General features: G+C 68.4%; 19 protein-coding genes. 11 read left to right on the plus strand and 8 right to left on the minus strand.

The window, feature by feature from the left end; all coding sequences use genetic code 11:
- Positions 1-69 precede the first annotated feature (69 nt).
- The 3 genes from MJ607_RS14555 to MJ607_RS14565 are packed head-to-tail and all read right to left on the minus strand — an operon-like array spanning position 70 to position 2,499.
- On the minus strand, positions 70-1,068 hold the full coding sequence (locus MJ607_RS14555) for a cyclase family protein (protein ID WP_243076697.1): 999 nt from the start codon (positions 1,066-1,068) through the stop codon (positions 70-72).
- Between the two features lie 52 nt (positions 1,069-1,120).
- Positions 1,121-1,321 (minus strand): ferredoxin, encoded by a 201-nt coding sequence (locus MJ607_RS14560; RefSeq protein WP_243076698.1) that lies wholly within the window; start codon positions 1,319-1,321, stop codon positions 1,121-1,123.
- Between the two features lie 2 nt (positions 1,322-1,323).
- A complete protein-coding gene (locus MJ607_RS14565; RefSeq protein WP_243076331.1) occupies positions 1,324-2,499 on the minus strand; it encodes a cytochrome P450 in 1,176 nt (391 codons plus the stop codon).
- Between the two features lie 153 nt (positions 2,500-2,652).
- Here MJ607_RS14565 and fdxA (MJ607_RS14570) point away from each other — a divergent pair, with 153 nt between their 5' ends.
- From fdxA (MJ607_RS14570) to MJ607_RS14605, 8 genes are all read left to right on the plus strand, one after another.
- Positions 2,653-2,967 carry a ferredoxin gene (gene fdxA / locus MJ607_RS14570; protein WP_243076332.1) on the plus strand — a complete coding sequence of 105 codons (315 nt, stop codon included), beginning with the start codon at positions 2,653-2,655 and terminating at the stop codon, positions 2,965-2,967.
- Between the two features lie 447 nt (positions 2,968-3,414).
- Complete coding sequence (locus MJ607_RS14575) at positions 3,415-4,296, plus strand: SDR family oxidoreductase (RefSeq protein WP_243076333.1); 882 nt, start codon at positions 3,415-3,417, stop codon at positions 4,294-4,296.
- Positions 4,297-4,416: 120 nt separating this feature from the next.
- Positions 4,417-5,910, plus strand: a complete 1,494-nt coding sequence (locus MJ607_RS14580; RefSeq protein ID WP_243076334.1) for an aldehyde dehydrogenase — start codon at positions 4,417-4,419, stop codon at positions 5,908-5,910.
- Positions 5,911-6,029: 119 nt separating this feature from the next.
- Positions 6,030-7,325 carry a cytochrome P450 gene (locus MJ607_RS14585; protein ID WP_243076335.1) on the plus strand — a complete coding sequence of 432 codons (1,296 nt, stop codon included), beginning with the start codon at positions 6,030-6,032 and terminating at the stop codon, positions 7,323-7,325.
- Positions 7,322-7,528 carry a ferredoxin gene (locus MJ607_RS14590; protein ID WP_243076336.1) on the plus strand — a complete coding sequence of 69 codons (207 nt, stop codon included), beginning with the start codon at positions 7,322-7,324 and terminating at the stop codon, positions 7,526-7,528. Before MJ607_RS14585 ends, MJ607_RS14590 begins: the two co-directional genes overlap by 4 nt.
- Positions 7,525-7,944, plus strand: coding sequence for a Zn-ribbon domain-containing OB-fold protein (locus MJ607_RS14595; RefSeq protein WP_243076337.1), 420 nt, complete (start codon positions 7,525-7,527; stop codon positions 7,942-7,944). The genes MJ607_RS14590 and MJ607_RS14595 overlap by 4 nt, the downstream gene beginning before the upstream one ends.
- Entirely contained in the window at positions 7,941-9,086 is a 1,146-nt protein-coding gene (locus MJ607_RS14600; RefSeq protein ID WP_243076338.1) for a thiolase family protein, read from the plus strand. Before MJ607_RS14595 ends, MJ607_RS14600 begins: the two co-directional genes overlap by 4 nt.
- On the plus strand, positions 9,083-10,312 hold the full coding sequence (locus MJ607_RS14605; protein ID WP_243076339.1) for a CaiB/BaiF CoA-transferase family protein: 1,230 nt from the start codon (positions 9,083-9,085) through the stop codon (positions 10,310-10,312). Before MJ607_RS14600 ends, MJ607_RS14605 begins: the two co-directional genes overlap by 4 nt.
- A gap of 70 nt (positions 10,313-10,382) precedes the next feature.
- On the opposite strand, the gene MJ607_RS14610 is transcribed toward MJ607_RS14605, so the two are convergent.
- The 5 genes from MJ607_RS14610 to MJ607_RS14630 form a co-directional block, all read right to left on the minus strand.
- Positions 10,383-11,531: an Mrp/NBP35 family ATP-binding protein gene (locus tag MJ607_RS14610; protein ID WP_243076340.1), complete on the minus strand. Its 1,149-nt coding sequence runs from the start codon at positions 11,529-11,531 to the stop codon at positions 10,383-10,385.
- Positions 11,524-12,867 (minus strand): FAD-dependent oxidoreductase, encoded by a 1,344-nt coding sequence (locus tag MJ607_RS14615; protein WP_243076341.1) that lies wholly within the window; start codon positions 12,865-12,867, stop codon positions 11,524-11,526. The genes MJ607_RS14610 and MJ607_RS14615 overlap by 8 nt, the downstream gene beginning before the upstream one ends.
- Positions 12,868-12,870: 3 nt before the next feature.
- Positions 12,871-13,194, minus strand: coding sequence for a ferredoxin (fdxA, locus tag MJ607_RS14620; RefSeq protein WP_243076342.1), 324 nt, complete (start codon positions 13,192-13,194; stop codon positions 12,871-12,873).
- Positions 13,195-13,222: 28 nt separating this feature from the next.
- On the minus strand, positions 13,223-14,461 hold the full coding sequence (locus tag MJ607_RS14625) for an NAD(P)/FAD-dependent oxidoreductase (protein ID WP_243076343.1): 1,239 nt from the start codon (positions 14,459-14,461) through the stop codon (positions 13,223-13,225).
- A 194-nt stretch (positions 14,462-14,655) separates the two neighbouring features.
- On the minus strand, positions 14,656-15,477 hold the full coding sequence (locus tag MJ607_RS14630) for an IclR family transcriptional regulator (RefSeq protein WP_243076344.1): 822 nt from the start codon (positions 15,475-15,477) through the stop codon (positions 14,656-14,658).
- A 194-nt stretch (positions 15,478-15,671) separates the two neighbouring features.
- Here MJ607_RS14630 and MJ607_RS14635 point away from each other — a divergent pair, with 194 nt between their 5' ends.
- The 3 genes from MJ607_RS14635 to MJ607_RS14645 are packed head-to-tail and all read left to right on the plus strand — an operon-like array spanning position 15,672 to position 17,583.
- Complete coding sequence (locus MJ607_RS14635) at positions 15,672-16,469, plus strand: SDR family NAD(P)-dependent oxidoreductase (RefSeq protein WP_243076345.1); 798 nt, start codon at positions 15,672-15,674, stop codon at positions 16,467-16,469.
- Between the two features lie 14 nt (positions 16,470-16,483).
- The gene (locus MJ607_RS14640) at positions 16,484-17,107 is read left to right on the plus strand and encodes a carboxymuconolactone decarboxylase family protein (RefSeq protein WP_243076346.1); all 624 of its coding nucleotides are present in this window, start codon (positions 16,484-16,486) and stop codon (positions 17,105-17,107) included.
- A gap of 2 nt (positions 17,108-17,109) precedes the next feature.
- The gene (locus MJ607_RS14645) at positions 17,110-17,583 is read left to right on the plus strand and encodes an HtaA domain-containing protein (RefSeq protein ID WP_243076347.1); all 474 of its coding nucleotides are present in this window, start codon (positions 17,110-17,112) and stop codon (positions 17,581-17,583) included.
- The last annotated feature ends 9 nt before the right edge of the window (positions 17,584-17,592 follow it).

Here is a 17,592-nt window from a genome sequence, read left to right on the forward strand (position 1 = left end):
GACTCCGATGTCCGTGATCCGATTGTTTTGTCACAAACATAAACCATCAGCTCGCGGAATGACCCGACGTCAGAAGAGCAGCAGCGGATTGATCAGCACGCCGGTCGAGCGGTGGATCGCCGTCGGCGCGGCCACGATGAACCCTGTGGAGACGCCCGCGCGCTTGAGCTCGGCGACCGCCGGCCCCAGCAGGCAGTTGTCGACCAGGCAGAGGCCGATCGCGTAGATGAGGTTGTGCACTTCGAGCGAGCCGCCCTGATTGTCGCGGGCGTCGTGGAAGTCCCACAGCACGAGGCCCGGCTCCTTCGCGGCGATCCACGCAGCACCGTCCTGTCCGATGCCGGGACGGGTCACCGCCGCAGCCCCGCTCGGGTAGACGTTGCCCTCCGCCTCATAGCGATCGCGGCCCTGGTAGATCACGAGCCCATCGCCAGGCTGGAACCGCCCGCCTGCGGCGGCGAGCGCGGCATCCAGTTCCGCAGCCGTCACGGGCTCACCCGCGGCGACCCAATCGGTGCCGCGGACGGAAGGGATGTCGAGCACCACGGCACGCGTGGCGATGCCGTGCTGCGCCCAGTGGACCATCGTGTCTTCGTCGGTCTCGGACGCGGATGCCGGAATCGGGCCATGCCACGAGGCATCCGCTCCGATGTGCGCAAGCCCGTCCAGGTGCGTGTTGTGCACGCCGTGGGCGTCATAGGAGATGACGTCGCCGCCGTGTACATGGCGGCCATGCAGACCGACGGTCACCTTGAGGTCGACCGAACCGTGGCCGTCGGGCAGGTCGGCGTTGCCGAGGGCCCGCCACTGCGCCTTCTCGGCATCGGCGATCGCGCGACCGGAGGCGAGCCGATCGGGGCGAGTCTCGACCTCGCGCTCGAGGGAGATCGCACGGCCGAGACGCACCTCGGCGATGCCGCGCAGGCGCGCGGCCTCGTCGATGAGCGCCACAGATCCGCGGCACTGGATGCCCGGCAGGTGTCGCGCGGCCTCGTGGCGGTCGGCGATCTCACGAAGCCAGGGGGTGAGAGGGTCGGGCCCGGCGAGTTCGGGGGCGGTCTGCTGCATCGTCACGGGATGGTCCTTTGAGTCAGGCTGTGATCGTCGGGTATGGCCCGGCTCACGCGGTCTCGGAGAGGGTCAGGGATCGGCTCGGGCAGACCTGCACGGCTTCACGTGCGCGGGCGATCTCGTCGGGCGAACCCGGTTCAGCGCGGAGGACGAGAACGATTCCGGCGTCGTCCTGGTCGAAGGCGTCGGGGTCGGCGAACACGCACTGGCCCGCTCCGATGCAGGTGACGCGGTTGGCGTTGATCTGCATGGTCACCACGCGACCGGGAGTGCGTAGACGCCGTAGTTGGGGCCGTGCTCCTTGAAGGGGATCTCGCGGAAGGGCACGGCGAGCCGCAGGGTCGGTATGCGACGGACCACGGCCTCGAGCACGATCTCGAGTTCGAGGCGGGCGAGGTTCTGTCCGAGGCACTGATGCGGGCCGAACCCGAACGCGACGTGGTTGCGGGCGCCGCGGGTGAAGTCGATCTTGTCTGGCTCGGGGAAGACCTCGGGATCGCGGTTCGCGACGTTGGCGAACCCGTACACCGCCTCACCTTCGCGGATCAGGGTTCCGCCTACCTCGATATCGGCGGTGGCGAGGCGCTGGTGACCGACCTCGGCGATCGTGAAGTAGCGCAGGAGCTCTTCGACCGCGCCGGGGACGAGCGAGGGATCGTCGCGCAGCTGCTGCAGCAGGTCGGGCCGATCGAGCAGTGTGGCGACAGAGAGCGAGATCATGTTCGCCGTCGTCTCGTGCCCTGCGATGAGCAGCAGGAAGCCGAGGCCCGTGAGCTCTTCGACGCCCGCGCCGGCGGCCAGCTGGCGACTCAGGATGTCGTCGCCCGGGTTCTCGACACGCGAGGCCACGAGGTCGCCGATGTATGCCTTGAGGTTGCCCATCGCCTCGATGCGCTGCTCCATCGTCGCGTCGATCTCGACGAAGGTCGCGCTGTTGACCTGGAAGAAGTCGTGGTCCTCGTACGGCACGCCGAGAAGCTCGGCGATCACGACGGAGGGCACTGGCAGCGAGAGTGCCGTCACGAGGTCGGCCTCGGAGCCCGACGCAAGCATCGCGTCGATCGTCGACTCGACGATCTCGACGATGCGCGGCCGCATCGCGGCGATCTTCTTCACCGTGAACTCCCCCATCACCCGCACGCGCTGCTGCGTGTGCTCCGGCGGATCCATCTCGATGAGCTGCTTCAGCTTCGCGGCGGTACCGCCGTACCCACCGCGGTTCATGGGATGTCCGGGAAGGGCGCGATCGGAGCTGAAGCGAGCATCGCCGAGAACCGCGCGGACGTCGGCGTGCTTGGTGATCGCCCACATGACGCGACCATCCGTCAGCTGCACCTGGCTGATCGGGTTCTCCTCCTGCAGGCGCAGGTGCTCGGTCGGCGGGCTGTACGGGTCGACGCGCTGCATCGAGAAGGTTGCTGTCGTCATCGAGTTCTCCTGTGTCGTGAACGGCCTTGGTCACTGGGCATCTGAGTGTTAGATTTGAAATATAACGCTTAGAAGTGTCGTAAGTGTACCTGCCCGATGCGGGCGAGTCCAGCCGACATCCGATCAACGACGACGTCGAGAAGGAGAGATGACATGGCCTTTGTGGTGACGCAGGCATGCGTCGATGTCAAAGACAAGAGCTGCATCCAGGTGTGCCCCGCCGACTGCCTCTTCGAGGGCGGACGCATGATGTACATCAACCAGGATCTGTGCATCAACTGCGGCGCCTGCGAGGCTGTCTGCCCCACCCAGGCGATCCGCTACGACGAAGAGCTCGATGGCGAGGACGCCATATTTGTCCAGATCAACGAGCAGTTCTTCGAAGGCCTGGACATCGCCAAGGGCGGTCGGAAGATGGGACTCATCGACCACGATGCGGAGTTCGTCAGCCAACTGCCGGACGCGTGACGCGCCCGGCAGCGACTGGACGGCCCGCTGAGCGATGCTCGGCGGGCCGTTTCATGTCGTGATGCGCGGGAGCACCGGCAGCTGGCGACTCAGAGAGACTCTGCAGCGCCGGCGGTGCACGTCGCACGCGCGCGCCCGGGATCCTGACGCCCAACGCGGGGGCACGCACGCCAAATGCGCGGCGTATTGAGCCATAGGTCTTACTTATTCACGACAGCGCTCAGCCGAATCCGTCCGGGCGTTCGTTGTAAGGATCATGCGTTCTTTACAAGAGAACACCATAGCACGACTAGCGAACTGGTGGATGTCGAGGCCCCCCACTCCTCGCGGGCGATGCCGAGCGCGATTGACAGTCCGGTTGTTCCTTGAGATAGTGAGGCTACGTTTCGTTTAAAAGATCATGTGTTCGGTTCTACAGAACACAGGCGGAAGACAAGGAAGTCATCTATGAGCGACTATTTCGGGTACGCCGGTAAGACCGTCGTCGTCACCGGCGCCGCATCGGGAATGGGCCGTGCGCTCAGCGAGATGCTCGTCGACCTGGGCGCTGACGTGTACGCGCTCGACCGCGTCGAGTCGCCGGTGGCCGGCCTCGCGAAGGTCGTCATCGCGAACCTCGGCGAGCGCGCGTCGATCGACCAGGCCTTCGCCCAGCTGCCCGCCCAGATCGACGCGTTCTTCGGCGTCGCGGGCATCTCGGGGGTGCACAGCTCGTTCCTCGAGACCCTCACGGTGAACTTCATCGCGAACAAGTACGTGACCGACACCTACCTGACCGATCGCCTGGTCGAGAACGGCTCCGCCACGTTCGTGACGTCGAACGGCGGCGTGCGCTGGGAGGTCCCGACGGTGCGCGAGGAGCTCGTGCCCTTCGTCCGCGGCGGCGGCTGGGACGACCTCGTGCGGATCTCCGAAGAGTACGAAGCCGAGTTCGGCACGATCCCCGGCTCGCTCGGCTACATCCTCTCGAAGCGCCTGCTCAACCTGTGGATCGCCGAGCAGGTCTCCCCCCTCGCTGACCTCAGGAAGATCCGCATCAACGCGGTGCTGCCCGCCATGACCGTGTCGGGCATGCTCCCCGAGTTCGCCGAGATGAAGGGCGGCCAGGAGAAGGTCGAGGCCGAGGTCGGCCCAGCCGGACGGCTCGCCGAGTCCATCGAGATGGCGAGGGTCCTGACCTTCCTCGGAAGCGACCTCGCCGGCTACGTCTCCGGGGTGCACCTCTCAGTCGACTACGGAATGAACGCCCTCGAGATCGCCGGGCTCTCGCCCGACCGTCTCAGCTGGACACTCCGCGGCGTGCTGGCCCGACAGGCCGCCGCAGCCTGACCGCCATGACGAGGCATCCGAATCGTGATGCCTCGCCGCAGCGATCACCAGACGCACCACCCTCCGATCGGCGGCACCCGCTGCCGGTTCTGCACACACGAAGAAGTGAGGAGAAACGACGTGACTGAACTGCTCACGATCCGCGACACCACGATCACCCTCAAGCACCCCGAGCGCCTCTACATCAACGGCGAATGGGTCCTCCCTGCGGGAGGATCGACCCTCGAGGTCATCGACGCGACCACGGAGGAGGCGTTCTACCGCACCGCCGAGACCACGCCGACCGACATGGATGCGGCGATCGCGGCGGCGCGCGAAGCATTCGACAACTCGCCCTGGCCGTTCCTCGAGCCGAGCGAGCGCGCCCAGTACCTGCGCAAGATCGCCGCGCGTCTGCGCGAGCGGGCCGAAGAGGCCGCGACGTTCTGGACCCGCCAGACCGGACCGACCTTCCGGATGGCGGTGGGCTCGCTCTCGCGCGTCCCGAACCTGTTCGACTACTACGCAGACGTCGCCGACACCTACCCCTGGGCGGTGCAGGACTCCCCCGAGTTCGCCGCCTTCGGGGCCGTCGTCAACGAGCCGATCGGTGTGGTCGGCGCAATCGTCCCCTGGAACACTCCGCTGTCGCTCGCGGCCTACAAGATCGCCCCGGCGCTCCTGGCCGGCTGCACCGTCGTGCTCAAGGCGCCGCCTGAGGCGCCCGGCGAACTGTGGATCCTCGCCGAGATCGCCGAGGAGATCGGCCTTCCGGCCGGCGTGCTCAACGTCGTCAACGGGCACCGGCAGGTGTCCGACCAGCTCGTGCGCGACCCCCGGGTGGACAAGATCGCCTTCACCGGCTCGAGCCACGTCGGGCGCCAGATCGCAGCGGCGGCAGGTGGGCGACTCGCGCGCTACACGCTCGAGCTCGGCGGCAAGTCTGCGGCCGTCGTCCTCGACGACTACGACCTCGCCACCGCCGCAGCGGCGATCTCGCAGCAGGAGTGCTCCCTGAACGGGCAGGTCTGCATGTCGCTCACGCGCGTCATCGTGACCAAAGACCGCCACGACGACCTCGTCGACGCCCTCGCGGTGACGTTCGGCTCGGTCGCTGTCGGCGACCCGTTCGACCCCCAGACGCAGCTCGGACCGCTGGCCCTCGCCAAGCAGCAGCAGAGCGTGCTCGGGTACATCGAGCAGGGCATCGCCGATGGCGCCCGCCTCGCCGTCGGCGGCAAGCGGCCCGCCCACCTCGAGCGCGGCTACTTCGTCGAGCCGACCGTGTTCGGCAACGTCGACAACAGCTCAACGCTCGCGCAGGAGGAGCTGTTCGGCCCCGTCCTCTCGGTCATCCCAGCCGAGAACGAAGAGCACGCCGTCGAACTCGCCAACGCGACGCAGTACGGCCTCAACAACGCCGTCTTCACCAACGACGTCGAGCGCGCCTACCAGATCGCCCGTCGCCTGCGGTCGGGCACGGTCGGACACAACGGCTTCAAGACCGACACCCGCATGGGCTTCGGCGGCTTCAAGCAGTCCGGCGTCGGCCGCGAAGGCGGCATCCAGGGCATCGCCCCCTACCTGGAGTCGAAGACGGTGCTGCTCGACGCCGCCCCCGCTCGATTCCGTTGACACATCGGCTCTGCCGGGCGCGCACTCGCGTCCGGCAGAGCCCCCATCCCCCGCGCACGTCCGACCTGCAGCAGTGATCCCTGACAGCGCGACGGCCCGCCCAGAGAAAGCAGACACGGATGACCACCGTCGAATCCCACCCGACCGACGTCGACTTCTTCACCGACCCCGACGTGGCCGCCAAAGCCGAGCCCTGGTTCGACTACATGATCGCCAACCACCCGGTGTTCCGCGAGCCGAAGTACGGCGTCGTGATCGTCACCGGCTACGAAGAGGCGCTGCAGGTCTACCACCAGCCTGAGGTGTACTCGTCGATCAACCGCACGGGCGGCCCCGTCGTCGACCTGCCGGTCGAGCTGGTCGGCGACGACATCTCGGAGCTCCTCGAGCAGCACCGCAGCTACTTCTCGAACAACGACCAGATCGTCACGTTCGACCCGCCCGTGCACACCGATCACCGAGCCATCCTCATGGGTCTGATCACGCCGAAGCGCCTGAAGGAGAACGAGCAGTTCCTCAAGGACACCGGCGACCGGTTCCTCGACGCGATCCTCCCCCAGGGCGAGTGCGAGTTCATCTGGGACTTCTGCAAGGGCTACACGGTCCTCGCCGTCGCGGATCTACTGGGCGTGCCGACCGAGGACCACCCGATGCTGCTCGAACTGCTCGCCTCGGCGCCCGGTCCGGTGCTGGGCAACCTCCAGCTCCAGGCGAACCACCACAGCTCCCTCGAACGGCTCTACGAGTACTTCGTCGCCCGCATCGAAGAGCGCCGCGCCGCGCCGGCAGACGACGTGCTGACCGGGATGGCGCTCGCGACGTTCCCGGACGGCTCTGTTCCCGAGCCGATCGAAGTCGCCCGCATCGCATCGAACCTCTTCGCCGCCGGCCAGGAGACGACCGTCCAGCTGATGGGCATCTGCATGCAGCGGATCGCCGACGACGCCGAGCTGCAGGAGCGGCTCCGCCAGGACTTCGCACTCATCCCGAAGTTCATCGAGGAGTCGCTGCGCGTCGAGGCACCGATCAAGGGCTCGTTCCGACTGACGAAGCGGCCGACCGAACTCGGAGGACTCGACCTCGCGCCCGGCACGGTCGTCATGCTGCTGCACGGCGCGGCCGGCCGCGACGGTCGTGTGTTCGACGACCCGACCACGTTCGATGAGACGCGGCCCAACGCCCGTCAGCATCTCGCGTTCGGCCGAGGTATCCACACCTGCCCCGGTGCGCCGCTCGCCCGGGCCGAGGCCGTCTTCACGATCCAGCGCTTCCTCGAGCGCACGACGAGCATCCGCATCGACGAAAGCCGTCACGGCGGCGACGAGGCCCGTGAGTGGGACCTCATCACGAGCTACAAGTTCCGGGGGCACCAGCACCTCTACCTCCAGTACGACTCGGCGGAGGTCAGCAGATGAGCGAGCTTCTCACCGTCGATCGCGACCGCTGCATGGGCTCCGGGCAGTGCACGTTCTACGCGCCGAGCACGTTCGATCTCGACGACCTCAGCATCGCGATCGTGACCGACGACACCGGCGACCCGGACGACAAGATCCAGCAGGCCATCGACGTGTGTCCGACGCGAGCCATCGCCCGCGCTCTCGCGGGCGGTGCCGCATGAGCACCGTGACCGAAGCCGTCGCCGTCCCCCAGCCCGTCGCCGACCTCGAGTCCGACGGCCTCCTGGGAGTGTTCCCCGAAGGCCCGCGTCTTGTCGGCACACAGTGCCGAGCCTGCTCGCGCACGATGATCGGGACACGCATCGTCTGCAGCGATTGCGTGGGCACCGACGTCACGCGTGTTCCGCTTCCCACGACAGGTCTCCTCTACACCTACACGCGCCTCCACGTCGGCGCCGAAGGCGTGCGCGCACTCGGCTACGTCGACTTCGAGGGCGACGTGCGCACCCTGACCGATCTGCGTGAGGACACGGGGCCGCTCGAGCCCGGCATCCGTGTCCGCCTTCATGTCGAAGGCGATGACTGGTGGTTCGCAGCCGCCCCGGCGACGACCGAAGAGAAGGAGACCGACTCGTGAGCGAGAACGTGCATGTGGTCTCGGCGGCCATGGTGCCGTTCGGGAAGCACCGGTCCTCGTCGTACGTCGGGCTGGCCGTGCCTCCCCTCATCGAGGCGCTGCGGAGCGCGGGAATCGACAAGTCCGACGTCGACGCCGTGTGGGTGGGCCACTCCTACGGCGGGATGATGACCGGTCAGCGGATCTGCAAGGAGATCGGCCTGGGAACCGTCCCCACAGTCAACGTCGACAACGCGTGCTCGGGCGGCGCCACCGCCGTCCACGAGGCGTGGGAGACGATCTCTCGAGGAGACATCGACGTCGCCGTCGTCATCGGCGTCGAGAAGCTCACGCAGTTCGGGGGCGGGACCCTTCCGCTCTCGCCCGAGGATCGCGAGGTCAAGCAGGGCATCGTGATGCCGGCCGTCTACGCCATGCGCGCGACCCGCTACCTCTACGAGACCGAGGCGACCCCCGAAGACCTCGCGCTCGTGAGCGTCAAGGCCCGGAAGCACGGCGCCCTGAACCCCTTCGCCCAGTACCGCAAAGAGGTCACGGTCGAAGAAGTGCTCAATGCGCGTCCGGTCGCAGACCCGCTGACCCTGCTGATGTGCTGCCCCACCGGCGACGGCGCCGCGGTCGTCGTGCTCGCCTCCGACCGGGCACGGGCCCGGCTCGGGGCACGCGGCATGCGCGTCGCCGCCTCGGTGCTGCACTCCGGTCAGGTTGCCGAGGGCTTCCGCGACATGACGGCTCCCGAGATCAGCGCGCACTCCGCACGCGACGCCTACGAGATCGCCGGCATCGGCCCGGAAGACCTCGACATGATCGAGCTCCACGACGCGTTCTCCATCGCCGAACTCGTCTACTACGAGACATTCGGGCTCGCCGAGCGGGGCCGCGGGATCGACCTGATCCGCGACGGACGCACGACCTTCGGCGGGGATGTCGTGGTCAATCCGAGCGGTGGACTTCTCGCGAAGGGGCACCCGGTCGGCGCGAGCGGGGTCGCCCAGATCGTCGAGGCGTTCTGGCAGCTCACCGGCGTCGCCGGTGGCCGTCAGATCGACGACGCACGCTGGGCGATGACTCACGTCACGGGCGGCGGCACCGCCGGCCTCGACCACGGCGCGTGCACCATCCACCTCTTCGAGGCGGCATGAGCGCGGCGCTGCGGCCACCGCTCGAAGGCGTCCGGATCGTCGATCTGACGACGTTCCTCTCGGGGCCGTCCGCGACCCAGCTGCTGGGAGACCTCGGTGCCGACGTGATCAAGATCGAATCGCTCGAAGGCGACTCGAGCCGCGCGATCGCGGGCCCGGAGGTGGACGGCGACAGCGCCTACTTCCTCGCTAACAACCGCAACAAGCGCAGCATCGCGATCGACTTGAAGTCGCCTCGCGGTCAGAACGTCGCCAAGCAGCTGATCGCCGGGGCGGATGTCGTAGTCGAGAACTTCCGTCCGGGAGTGACCGCCCGGCTCGGGCTCTCGCCCGAGTCGGCCCTGGCAGAGAATCCTCGGCTCATCTGGGCGTCGATCAGCGGGTTCGGACAGGAGGGCCCGCTGCGCGACCGACCCGCCTACGACATGGTCGTGCAGGCCCTCAGCGGTGTCATGAGCATCAACGGGCACCCGGGCACTCCCGCGGCGCGGCTCGGCATTCCGGCCGGCGACGTCGTCGCGGGCCTCTACGCCGTGATCGGCATCCTGTCGGCGCTGCATGCGCGCGGAGAGACCGGCCCCGGACGCATCATCGACGTCTCGATGCTGCGCGGACAGCTCGCGATGCTCTCGTACCAGGCGCTCTACGCGTCGGTGAACGACGCCGCGCCGGGTCCGCAGGGGGCAGCGCACGACTCGATCGCGACATACCGGTCGTTCCGCGGCGGCGACGGTCGCGAATTCGTCGTGACGGCGAACACTCCGCGCATGTGGGAGGAACTCTGTCGCACGCTCGACGTGCCTGAACTGATCGTCGACGACCGCTTCGTGGATGCCGCGGCCCGCCTGCACAATCGCGAGGCCTTGTGGGCCATCCTCGAAGAGAGGGTGGCCGCACGGCCGGCAGCCGAATGGGTCGCGCTGCTGGCAGCCGGCTCGGTGCCGGTCGCGCCGGTGCGGAACGTCCTCGAGGCGCTCCAGGACGCCCGGAACGCCGACGACGGCTCGCTGATCACCGTGCGCGGCGACTCCGCGGAGTTCGAGAACGTCGCCACGCCCATCCGGTTCGTCGGCACGGCCGAGGTCGAGGCGGCCTACCCGCCGGCGCTCGGCGGAGACACCTTCGAGCTGCTCGTCGAGGAGCTCGGCTTCTCCACGGCCGATGTGCAGGCGCTCGTCGATGACGGGGTGCTCGGAGCGACGAGGGTCGACGCCGCAGTCGGCTGAGAACTGCGAAAGACGACGAAGAGGGCCGGATTCAGCATCCGGCCCTCTTCGTCGTTCCCGACGCCGCGTGTCAGGCGAGTGTGACGGGCAGCTTCACGTGCGCGAGGCTGCGGGTCCGGCCTGCGAGCCGAGCGGCGAGTGCGGCGAACGCGCGGGCAGCGGGATCCTCGGGGTGTTCTGTGACCACGGGGCGGCCGGCATCCCCGCCCCGTCGGAGTGCCGTGCTGAACGGGATCGAGCCGATCGCGGGGACCTCATCGCCGAGGACGGAGAGCCGGTCGGCGGCGTCACGGCCGCCGCCCGAGCCGAACGGCGCGAACGTGCTGCCGTCGGGCAGGCTCGCGGGCGCCATGGTCTCGACGACGCCGACCACCCTCTGGCCGAGCTGTCGAGCAAGGAGCCCGGTGCGGACCGCGACATCCGCGGCCGCGGCCTGCGGGGTCGTGACCACGAGCACTTCGGCATGCGGCAGCAGATGCCCGATCGAGATGGCGGCATCGCCCGTGCCGGGCGGCATGTCGATGAGCAGCACGTCGAGGTCGCCGAAGAAGACGTCGGCGAGGAACTGCTCGAGCGTCCGATGGAGCATGGGCCCGCGCCACGGGACGACGGAGTCCTCGGTGCCGGGGCGCAGGAACATTCCGATCGAGATCGTCTTGACGCCGAATGCGACGGGCGGCAGTGCGAGATCGTCGACGTGCGTCGGTCGCAGCGCGCGGCCGTCTGCGTCGACGAGCCCGAGCAGACCGGGGATCGAGAAGCCGTGGACATCCGCGTCGATGAGGCCGACGCGCAGTCCTCGCTCGGCGAGGGCGATCGCGAGATTCGCCGTGACGGTCGATTTGCCGACGCCGCCTTTGCCGCTCGTCACTGCGATGACGCGCGTGAGCGAGTCGGCTGTGAAGGGGTTCGCCGCGGTCCGGCGCCCGCCGCGCAGGCGCTCGGTCAGGGCCGCGCGCTGTTCGTCGCTCATGACCCCGACTTCGACGATCGCACTCTCGATGCCGGGCACCCCGGCGGCAGCCTCGGCGACGTCGCGCTCGATGCGCTTCGCCATAGGGCACCCCGCGATCGTCAGCAGGATGCCCACCGTGGCGATGCCCTCCTCGACGATGACTTCTCGGATCATCTCAAGCTCGCCGAGGGGGCGGCGCAGCTCCGGGTCGGTGACCGCGCCGACCGCAGCGCGGACTGCGTCCGCGAGCGCGGATTCAGGCATGGGCGGGCACTCTCGCGGCCGCCGCGATCCGCAGCATGTCTTCGCGCACGTGCAGCTTGACCCGCTCACGGCCCGACGCGGCGCCGGCGGCGATCTCAGCCGCCTCGATCGCGCGCCACGCGTTCCAGTCGACGACGTCGACGCCTCGTTCTGCGAGGACGGCGTCGATGGCTTCGGCGCTCGACGCGCGGGACTCCCCGGCCGTGATGTCTTCCAGCACCGAGGTCACCGTCTCGAGGGCGCACTTGCGGTTGGTGCCGACGACCCCGTTCGGGCCGCGCTTGATCCAGCCGGCGACGTAGACACCGGCGACGACATCGTCGCCGTCGACGACCCGCGAGTCGCGCGAGGGCACGGTGCCGGTGCGCTTGTCGAACGGAAGCCCGTCGAGCGGCTTGCCGAGGTAGCCGACCGAGCGCAGCGCGAGATCCGCCTCGAGAGTCTCACTCACCGAAGGTTCGCTCGTGTGGACGAGACGGATGCCGGTGACCGACGTGTCGCCGGAGAACTCCACCGGGGTGCGGTCGAAGACGAAGCGGATCGTCTTGGCGCGACCGAGCGAACCGCGGTCCGCCGCCTTCTGGAACGTCGCCATGAGACGGCGCGCGGCCGGATCGGCGTCGAGGTGAGCCCGCTGCTCGGCGTCGAGCTCGAGGTCGGCGGGATCGATGATCACGTCCGTCGACTCGACCTCGAGCAGCTCGATGAATTCCTTGTTCGTGAACTTCGCGAAGGCGGGACCGCGGCGGCCGATGACGACGACCTCGTCGATCGTGCTCGCGGCGAACGCCTCGACGATGTGCTCGGGGATGTCGGTGCGGCGGAGGTCGTCGGTCTCGCGGACGAGCATGCGCGCGGCATCCAACGCCACGTTTCCGAGCCCGATCACGACCGCACGGCGGGCGCCTTCGAGCGCGAAGGCGTCGCCGGGCTGGTCGGGGTGCCCCTGGTACCACGAGACGAAGTCGCGTACCGCCTCGACGCCCTGTAGGTGCTCGCCCGGGATGCCGAGGCTGCGGTCGAGCGGGGCTCCGTGCGCGAAGACGACGGCGTCGTAGTGGGCGCGGAGCTCCTCGAGCTTCACATCTCGCCCAATCTGCACGTTGCCGAGGAAGCGCAGCCCGGGAGTCTCTTCGAAAACCTCGGTGAACGAGGTCGTGATCGACTTGACCCGGGGGTGATCGGGCGCGACGCCGTAACGCACCAGCCCGAACGGAGTGGGGAGCCGGTCGAACACGTCGACCTCGATGGGAGACTCGGACTCCTCGGTGAGCAGCTGCGCGGTGTAGGCGCCCGAGGGCCCCGAGCCGACGACGGCGATACGGGTGACGGACATGGCTCAGGCCTCCTTGCGCGGGGCCAGGCCCGCGATGACGTCGACGTCGTAGGGGATCTTTCCGGCCTTGCGGCCGCTCTTGGGTGTGTCAGTCTCGGCGAAGAACCGCTCGTTGAGCTCGATGAACGCCTCCTGGTCGGCCGGAAGCTCCGCCTCGTAGAAGACGGCGTCGACCGGACACGCCGCGACGCACGCGCCGCAGTCGATGCAGAGGTCGGGATTGATGTACGTCATCCGCCCACCCTCGAAGATGCAGTCGGCGGGGCACTCCTGCATGCAGCTCTTGTCCTGCACGTCGACGCAGGCTTCGGTGACCACGTAGACCATGGTTCTGTCTCCTTCTCGCGGCGTCGGATCAGGCGGCGCGCTGAGTCAGCTGGGCCAGCTGGTCGGCGATGGACTGCGCATCGCCGCCCGACAGGAGCAGGCGGCGGATCTGGTTGAGGGCGCGCACCCAGTTGACCGTGACCGCCCCACAGGCCTCACCCGAGGCATCCGCGTGCACGACGGCGATCCGCCCCTCGGCGGCGAGGTCGCCCACGATCACCGAGGTTCCCGCAGGGTCGCGATACCCGACGGTGTGAATCTTCCAGTCGTACTGGTCGGACCAGACGTAGTCGCTGGAGGCGAACGGGGCGTCCTGGCCTTGGGCGATCGCGGCGGCGACGAAGCGAGCCTGGTCGCTCGCGTTGGTCCAGTGTTCGGCACGGATGAGTCCCCGTCCGGCGTGCGGCCAGCGGGCGACGTCGCCGATCGCGTAGACATCGTCGGCACCCACGGCCCGGAGCCGCTCGTCGGTGACGACGCCATTCTCAAGGGTGAGCCCCGCTCCGGTGAGCCAGTCGGTCGCGGCGATCGACCCGATTCCGACGACGGCGACGGATGCGGCGAGCTCGGTGCCGTCGTCGAGGACGACGGTGAGGTCCCCTGCCTCGCCACGGATGTCGACGACCCCGACGCCGAAGCGCGTCTGGGCGCCGTTCTCGCGGTGCAGATCCACGAGGCTCGAGGCGATCTCCGAACCGACGATCCGGGTCATGGGCTCGGGAACGGGGTCGACGACGGTGACCTCGCAGCCGAAGCCGATCGCGGCGGCGGCGATCTCGGTGCCGATGAATCCCCCGCCGACGACAACGACGCGCTCGCCCGCCGTGAGGCTGGTGGCGATCGCACGGGAGTCGTCGAGGGTGCGCAGCTGCAGAACCCCCGACGGCGGCGACCACGGCGAGGGCCGCGCGGCGGCGCCGGTCGCGATGACCAGCACGTCGTACGCGACGGTCGTGCCGTCTGCGAGAGAGACCCTGCGGGTATCGGTGTCGAGGCCGGTCGCCGCCATGCCCAGTCGGAGGTCCAGGTCGAGTTCATCGAGCTCCGCAGGAGTGAGGAGGCGGAAGCTCTCGACGGCTTCAGTCGACCAATCGGATCTGAGCAGATCCTTCGACAGCGGCGGGCGGTCGTACGGCATCTCGGACTCGGCTCCGATGAGCGTGATCGGACCGGTGTGGCCCAGAGTGCGCAGGTTCTGCGCCGTGCGCGTCCCGGCCAGGGACGCGCCGACGATCACGACGTGACGGTCGACGCCGGCTTCGATCATGGTGCTGATCCTCAACTTCGTTGTCGGAGTGATTGCGTTTCGTACAAACGAACGCTTGATCGGTTGTACGCAACATCGAGTATTGCCGCAAGAGAACGCGATGTCAACCGACGCCGCACTCTGCGTACCAGGGGTCGACAGACATCGCCGGTCGCGACCGGCGGTGGGATTTCGGCGGCCGGGGCCGCCCCGCGTCAGGAGTTGAGTCGCTGGCCGCTGATGTTCGCAGTGATCTGCGCGGCCGCCTCGCACACCATGAGGGCGAGGGCTGCGGCGTGGGCCTCGTCGAAGCGGGACTCGGGGATCGAGATGCCGGCCGCGCCGGCCACATCCCCCGGAATCAGACCGAAGACCGGTGCGGCGATCGCGACAGCGCCGTCGATGCGCTCGCTCCGCGTGATGGCATATCCATCACGTCGCACCTCGGCGAGGCGCTCCATGAGAGCGTCGGGGTCGGTCACGGTGTGGGGCGTGAGCTGGGCGAGCGGCTTGCTCACGATGTCGCGCTGCACTGCCTCGGGGAGGAACGCCAGGATTGCAAGCCCGCTCGCGCCGCCGTGCAGCGGCATCCACTGCTGGAGCGGAAGGGTGTAGCGCAGCGGATGCGAGGACTCCACCGTCGATGTGAACATCATCTGCTGACGCTGCTCGTCGTACAGCGACGAGAAGGCCCCCTCGCCGGTCTTCTCGACCAGGTCCTGCAGCACGCCGAGCGCGAGTTCCTGCGAGGGGTAGCGGCCCGTCGTGAGCCACGCCAGGCGGAGGAACTCGAGGCCGAGCCGGTACGACTGGCCATTCCCGGCGCGACGAACGAGTCCGAGCTTCTCGAGGTCGGTGATGAGGCGGTGCGCGGTGCTCGGGCTCACACCCAGCTTGCCCGCGAGCTCGCGGACGCCGTGGGAGTCCTGCGTGCTCTCGATCATGTATGTGAGCAGCTCGATGCCGCGCGCGAGCGGCTGACGACGACGCCCCGTCTCGGCGGCATCCGTCTCTTCGGCATCCGTCGCCATGCTCATCGCCCGCCCATCAATCGTCCGAGGTACTCGCCAACACTGGCTTGACAATCATCCACGGTGCAAGTGATCCTTGTCTCTGTCGTTCAGTGGAACACTTGTTCCGTTGAACAAACCTAGTGCCCCGCACCGGAACCGCGACCCTCATCGATGAGTCGGGCAGCAGGATGCGGGCCTTCGATGGAGAGGAAGCACCCATGTCGATCGCCGAGGCACCCGTCACCGCACGGGACTCCGCCATTCAGCAGCCGCAGAGGGTCGCCGTCGTCACCGGCGCCGCGGCCGGCATCGGGCTCTCGATCGCCGAACGCCTGGCGAGCGACGGATTCGCGGTCGCGCTCATCGGACGCACTCCGGGCACCGCGCAGGCGGCCGCCGATGCGATCGTCGAATCGGGCGGGGCGGCCAAGGGCTACGACGCCGACGTCGCGAATCGCGAGCAGGTGGATGCCGCGCTCGCGGCGATCCGCGAGGATCTCGGCCCTGTCGCGGTCGTCGTCGCGAACGCAGCGGTCGCGCCGCAGCAGCCGTTCCTCGAGATGACCCTCGAGCAGTGGAACACGATCATCGAGATCAACCTGACGGGCACGTTCAACACCGTCCAGTCGGCTCTCCCCGACCTCGTCGAGGCCGGCTGGGGACGCGTCATCCTGATCTCGTCGTCCAGCGCGCAGCGGGGAGCCCCGAAGATGGCGCATTACGCGGCGTCCAAGGGCGGCCAGCTCGCCCTCACCAAGGCGCTCGCCGTCGAGTTCGCCCGCACCGGGATCACCGTCAACACCGTCGTGCCCTCGTCGATCGACACCCCGAGCGTCGAGAAGAAGCGCGCGGACGGCAAGATCCCCTCCGCCGAGGACATGGCCAAGTACATCCCCGTCGGGCGTATGGGCACGGGCGCCGACATCGCCGGCGCCGTCTCGTACCTCGCCTCCGAAGACACCTCCTACGTGACCGGCCAGACGATCAGCGTCAACGGCGGATCCTTCATCGGCTGAGCGGAGAGATCGACATGAGCGACACCACCAAGACCGCACCCCGCATTCCCCCGCGCCCCACCGAGGACTGGACCGACGAGGTCGACGACGCGTTCTCGGTACTCCGCGCACACGCCCCCGCGGGCGTTGACGCGCCAGCCGCCCAGCGCCCCAAGGCCAACATCCTCGGCATCTACGCCTGGCACCCTGACTTCATCCGCGGATGGATGCCGTTCTCGAACCATCTGCGCAACTCGACCCTGTCGGACCGCCTTCGCGAGATCGCGATCCTGCGGACGACGTGGCTCGGCTACGGCGAGTACGAGTGGGCGCAGCACGTGTGGATGAGTCTCGCCGGAGGCGTGCTCACCGAGACCGAGATCGCGGCCCTTTCAGAGGGACCGGATGCCGCAGAGTGGTCGGCCGCCGATGCCGTTGTCGTCCGCGCCGTCGACCAGATGGTCACGGGCGACAAGCTCGTCTCGGATGAGGTCTGGGCCGAACTCGAGGCGCATTTCACACGGCAGCAGCTCATCGACTTCGTCTTCATGGTCGGCACCTATGACATGCACTGCACGGCGTTCCGCAACCTCGGCCTCGAACTCGAGGACGGCATGACCGGCTTCCCCGCCGATCACCGACCGCCTGCGGGGCGATGATCATGCAAACGGCGATCGAGGCGGAGAGCTGCCTGCGCTGGGCGGTGCGGGAGTCGCTTCTGCGGTACGTGACGGTCATCGCCGGTGGCACGTGCACGGTCGATGGGGACGCGGTGAAGGGCGACGACGGCATCTTCACCTTCCCGCTCCGCGCTGCGGTGCAGGAGGGTGAGGACTGGCGCCTGTCGTTCGGCGGCTCGGTGCGGCTCGAAGCCCACCACGGACTGATGGACGTCCTCATCAAGGATCCCGAGCTGGTCGTCGGACCCGGGCGGGGGGTCCTGGCGACGCACACCCCGGACGGCGAGCTCCTCGCACTCGTCGCCCTCGACGAGGCCGCACCGACCGACGACGGCGATGCCCTGGTATGGGCAGAGGTGCCGACGCAGCTCGCTTCGGCGGCCGTCGATCTCTTCGGCACGGCGTACCCCGCGGGGACCGGCATGGCGCCGATCGCGATCCGGGTGAGCCACTAGATTCTTAAG

Source organism: Microbacterium sp. SS28, assembly GCF_022761035.1.
In the GTDB taxonomy this organism is placed as follows: domain Bacteria; phylum Actinomycetota; class Actinomycetes; order Actinomycetales; family Microbacteriaceae; genus Microbacterium.

Excerpts from the sequence above, each read along its gene's own strand:
- MJ607_RS14585 (WP_243076335.1), top strand. The coding sequence starts at position 6,030 with ATGACCACCGTCGAATCCCACCCGACCGACGTCGACTTCTTCACCGAC.
- MJ607_RS14605 (WP_243076339.1), top strand. The coding sequence starts at position 9,083 with ATGAGCGCGGCGCTGCGGCCACCGCTCGAAGGCGTCCGGATCGTCGAT.
- MJ607_RS14615 (WP_243076341.1), bottom strand. The coding sequence starts at position 12,867 with ATGTCCGTCACCCGTATCGCCGTCGTCGGCTCGGGGCCCTCGGGCGCC.
- MJ607_RS14575 (WP_243076333.1), top strand. The coding sequence starts at position 3,415 with ATGAGCGACTATTTCGGGTACGCCGGTAAGACCGTCGTCGTCACCGGC.
- MJ607_RS14560 (WP_243076698.1), bottom strand. The coding sequence starts at position 1,321 with ATGCAGATCAACGCCAACCGCGTCACCTGCATCGGAGCGGGCCAGTGC.
- MJ607_RS14555 (WP_243076697.1), bottom strand. The coding sequence starts at position 1,068 with ATGCAGCAGACCGCCCCCGAACTCGCCGGGCCCGACCCTCTCACCCCC.
- MJ607_RS14645 (WP_243076347.1), top strand. The coding sequence starts at position 17,110 with ATGCAAACGGCGATCGAGGCGGAGAGCTGCCTGCGCTGGGCGGTGCGG.
- MJ607_RS14590 (WP_243076336.1), top strand. The coding sequence starts at position 7,322 with ATGAGCGAGCTTCTCACCGTCGATCGCGACCGCTGCATGGGCTCCGGG.
- MJ607_RS14565 (WP_243076331.1), bottom strand. The coding sequence starts at position 2,499 with ATGACGACAGCAACCTTCTCGATGCAGCGCGTCGACCCGTACAGCCCG.
- MJ607_RS14635 (WP_243076345.1), top strand. The coding sequence starts at position 15,672 with ATGTCGATCGCCGAGGCACCCGTCACCGCACGGGACTCCGCCATTCAG.
- MJ607_RS14625 (WP_243076343.1), bottom strand. The coding sequence starts at position 14,461 with ATGATCGAAGCCGGCGTCGACCGTCACGTCGTGATCGTCGGCGCGTCC.
- fdxA (WP_243076342.1), bottom strand. The coding sequence starts at position 13,194 with ATGGTCTACGTGGTCACCGAAGCCTGCGTCGACGTGCAGGACAAGAGC.
- MJ607_RS14640 (WP_243076346.1), top strand. The coding sequence starts at position 16,484 with ATGAGCGACACCACCAAGACCGCACCCCGCATTCCCCCGCGCCCCACC.
- MJ607_RS14630 (WP_243076344.1), bottom strand. The coding sequence starts at position 15,477 with ATGAGCATGGCGACGGATGCCGAAGAGACGGATGCCGCCGAGACGGGG.
- MJ607_RS14595 (WP_243076337.1), top strand. The coding sequence starts at position 7,525 with ATGAGCACCGTGACCGAAGCCGTCGCCGTCCCCCAGCCCGTCGCCGAC.
- fdxA (WP_243076332.1), top strand. The coding sequence starts at position 2,653 with ATGGCCTTTGTGGTGACGCAGGCATGCGTCGATGTCAAAGACAAGAGC.
- MJ607_RS14610 (WP_243076340.1), bottom strand. The coding sequence starts at position 11,531 with ATGCCTGAATCCGCGCTCGCGGACGCAGTCCGCGCTGCGGTCGGCGCG.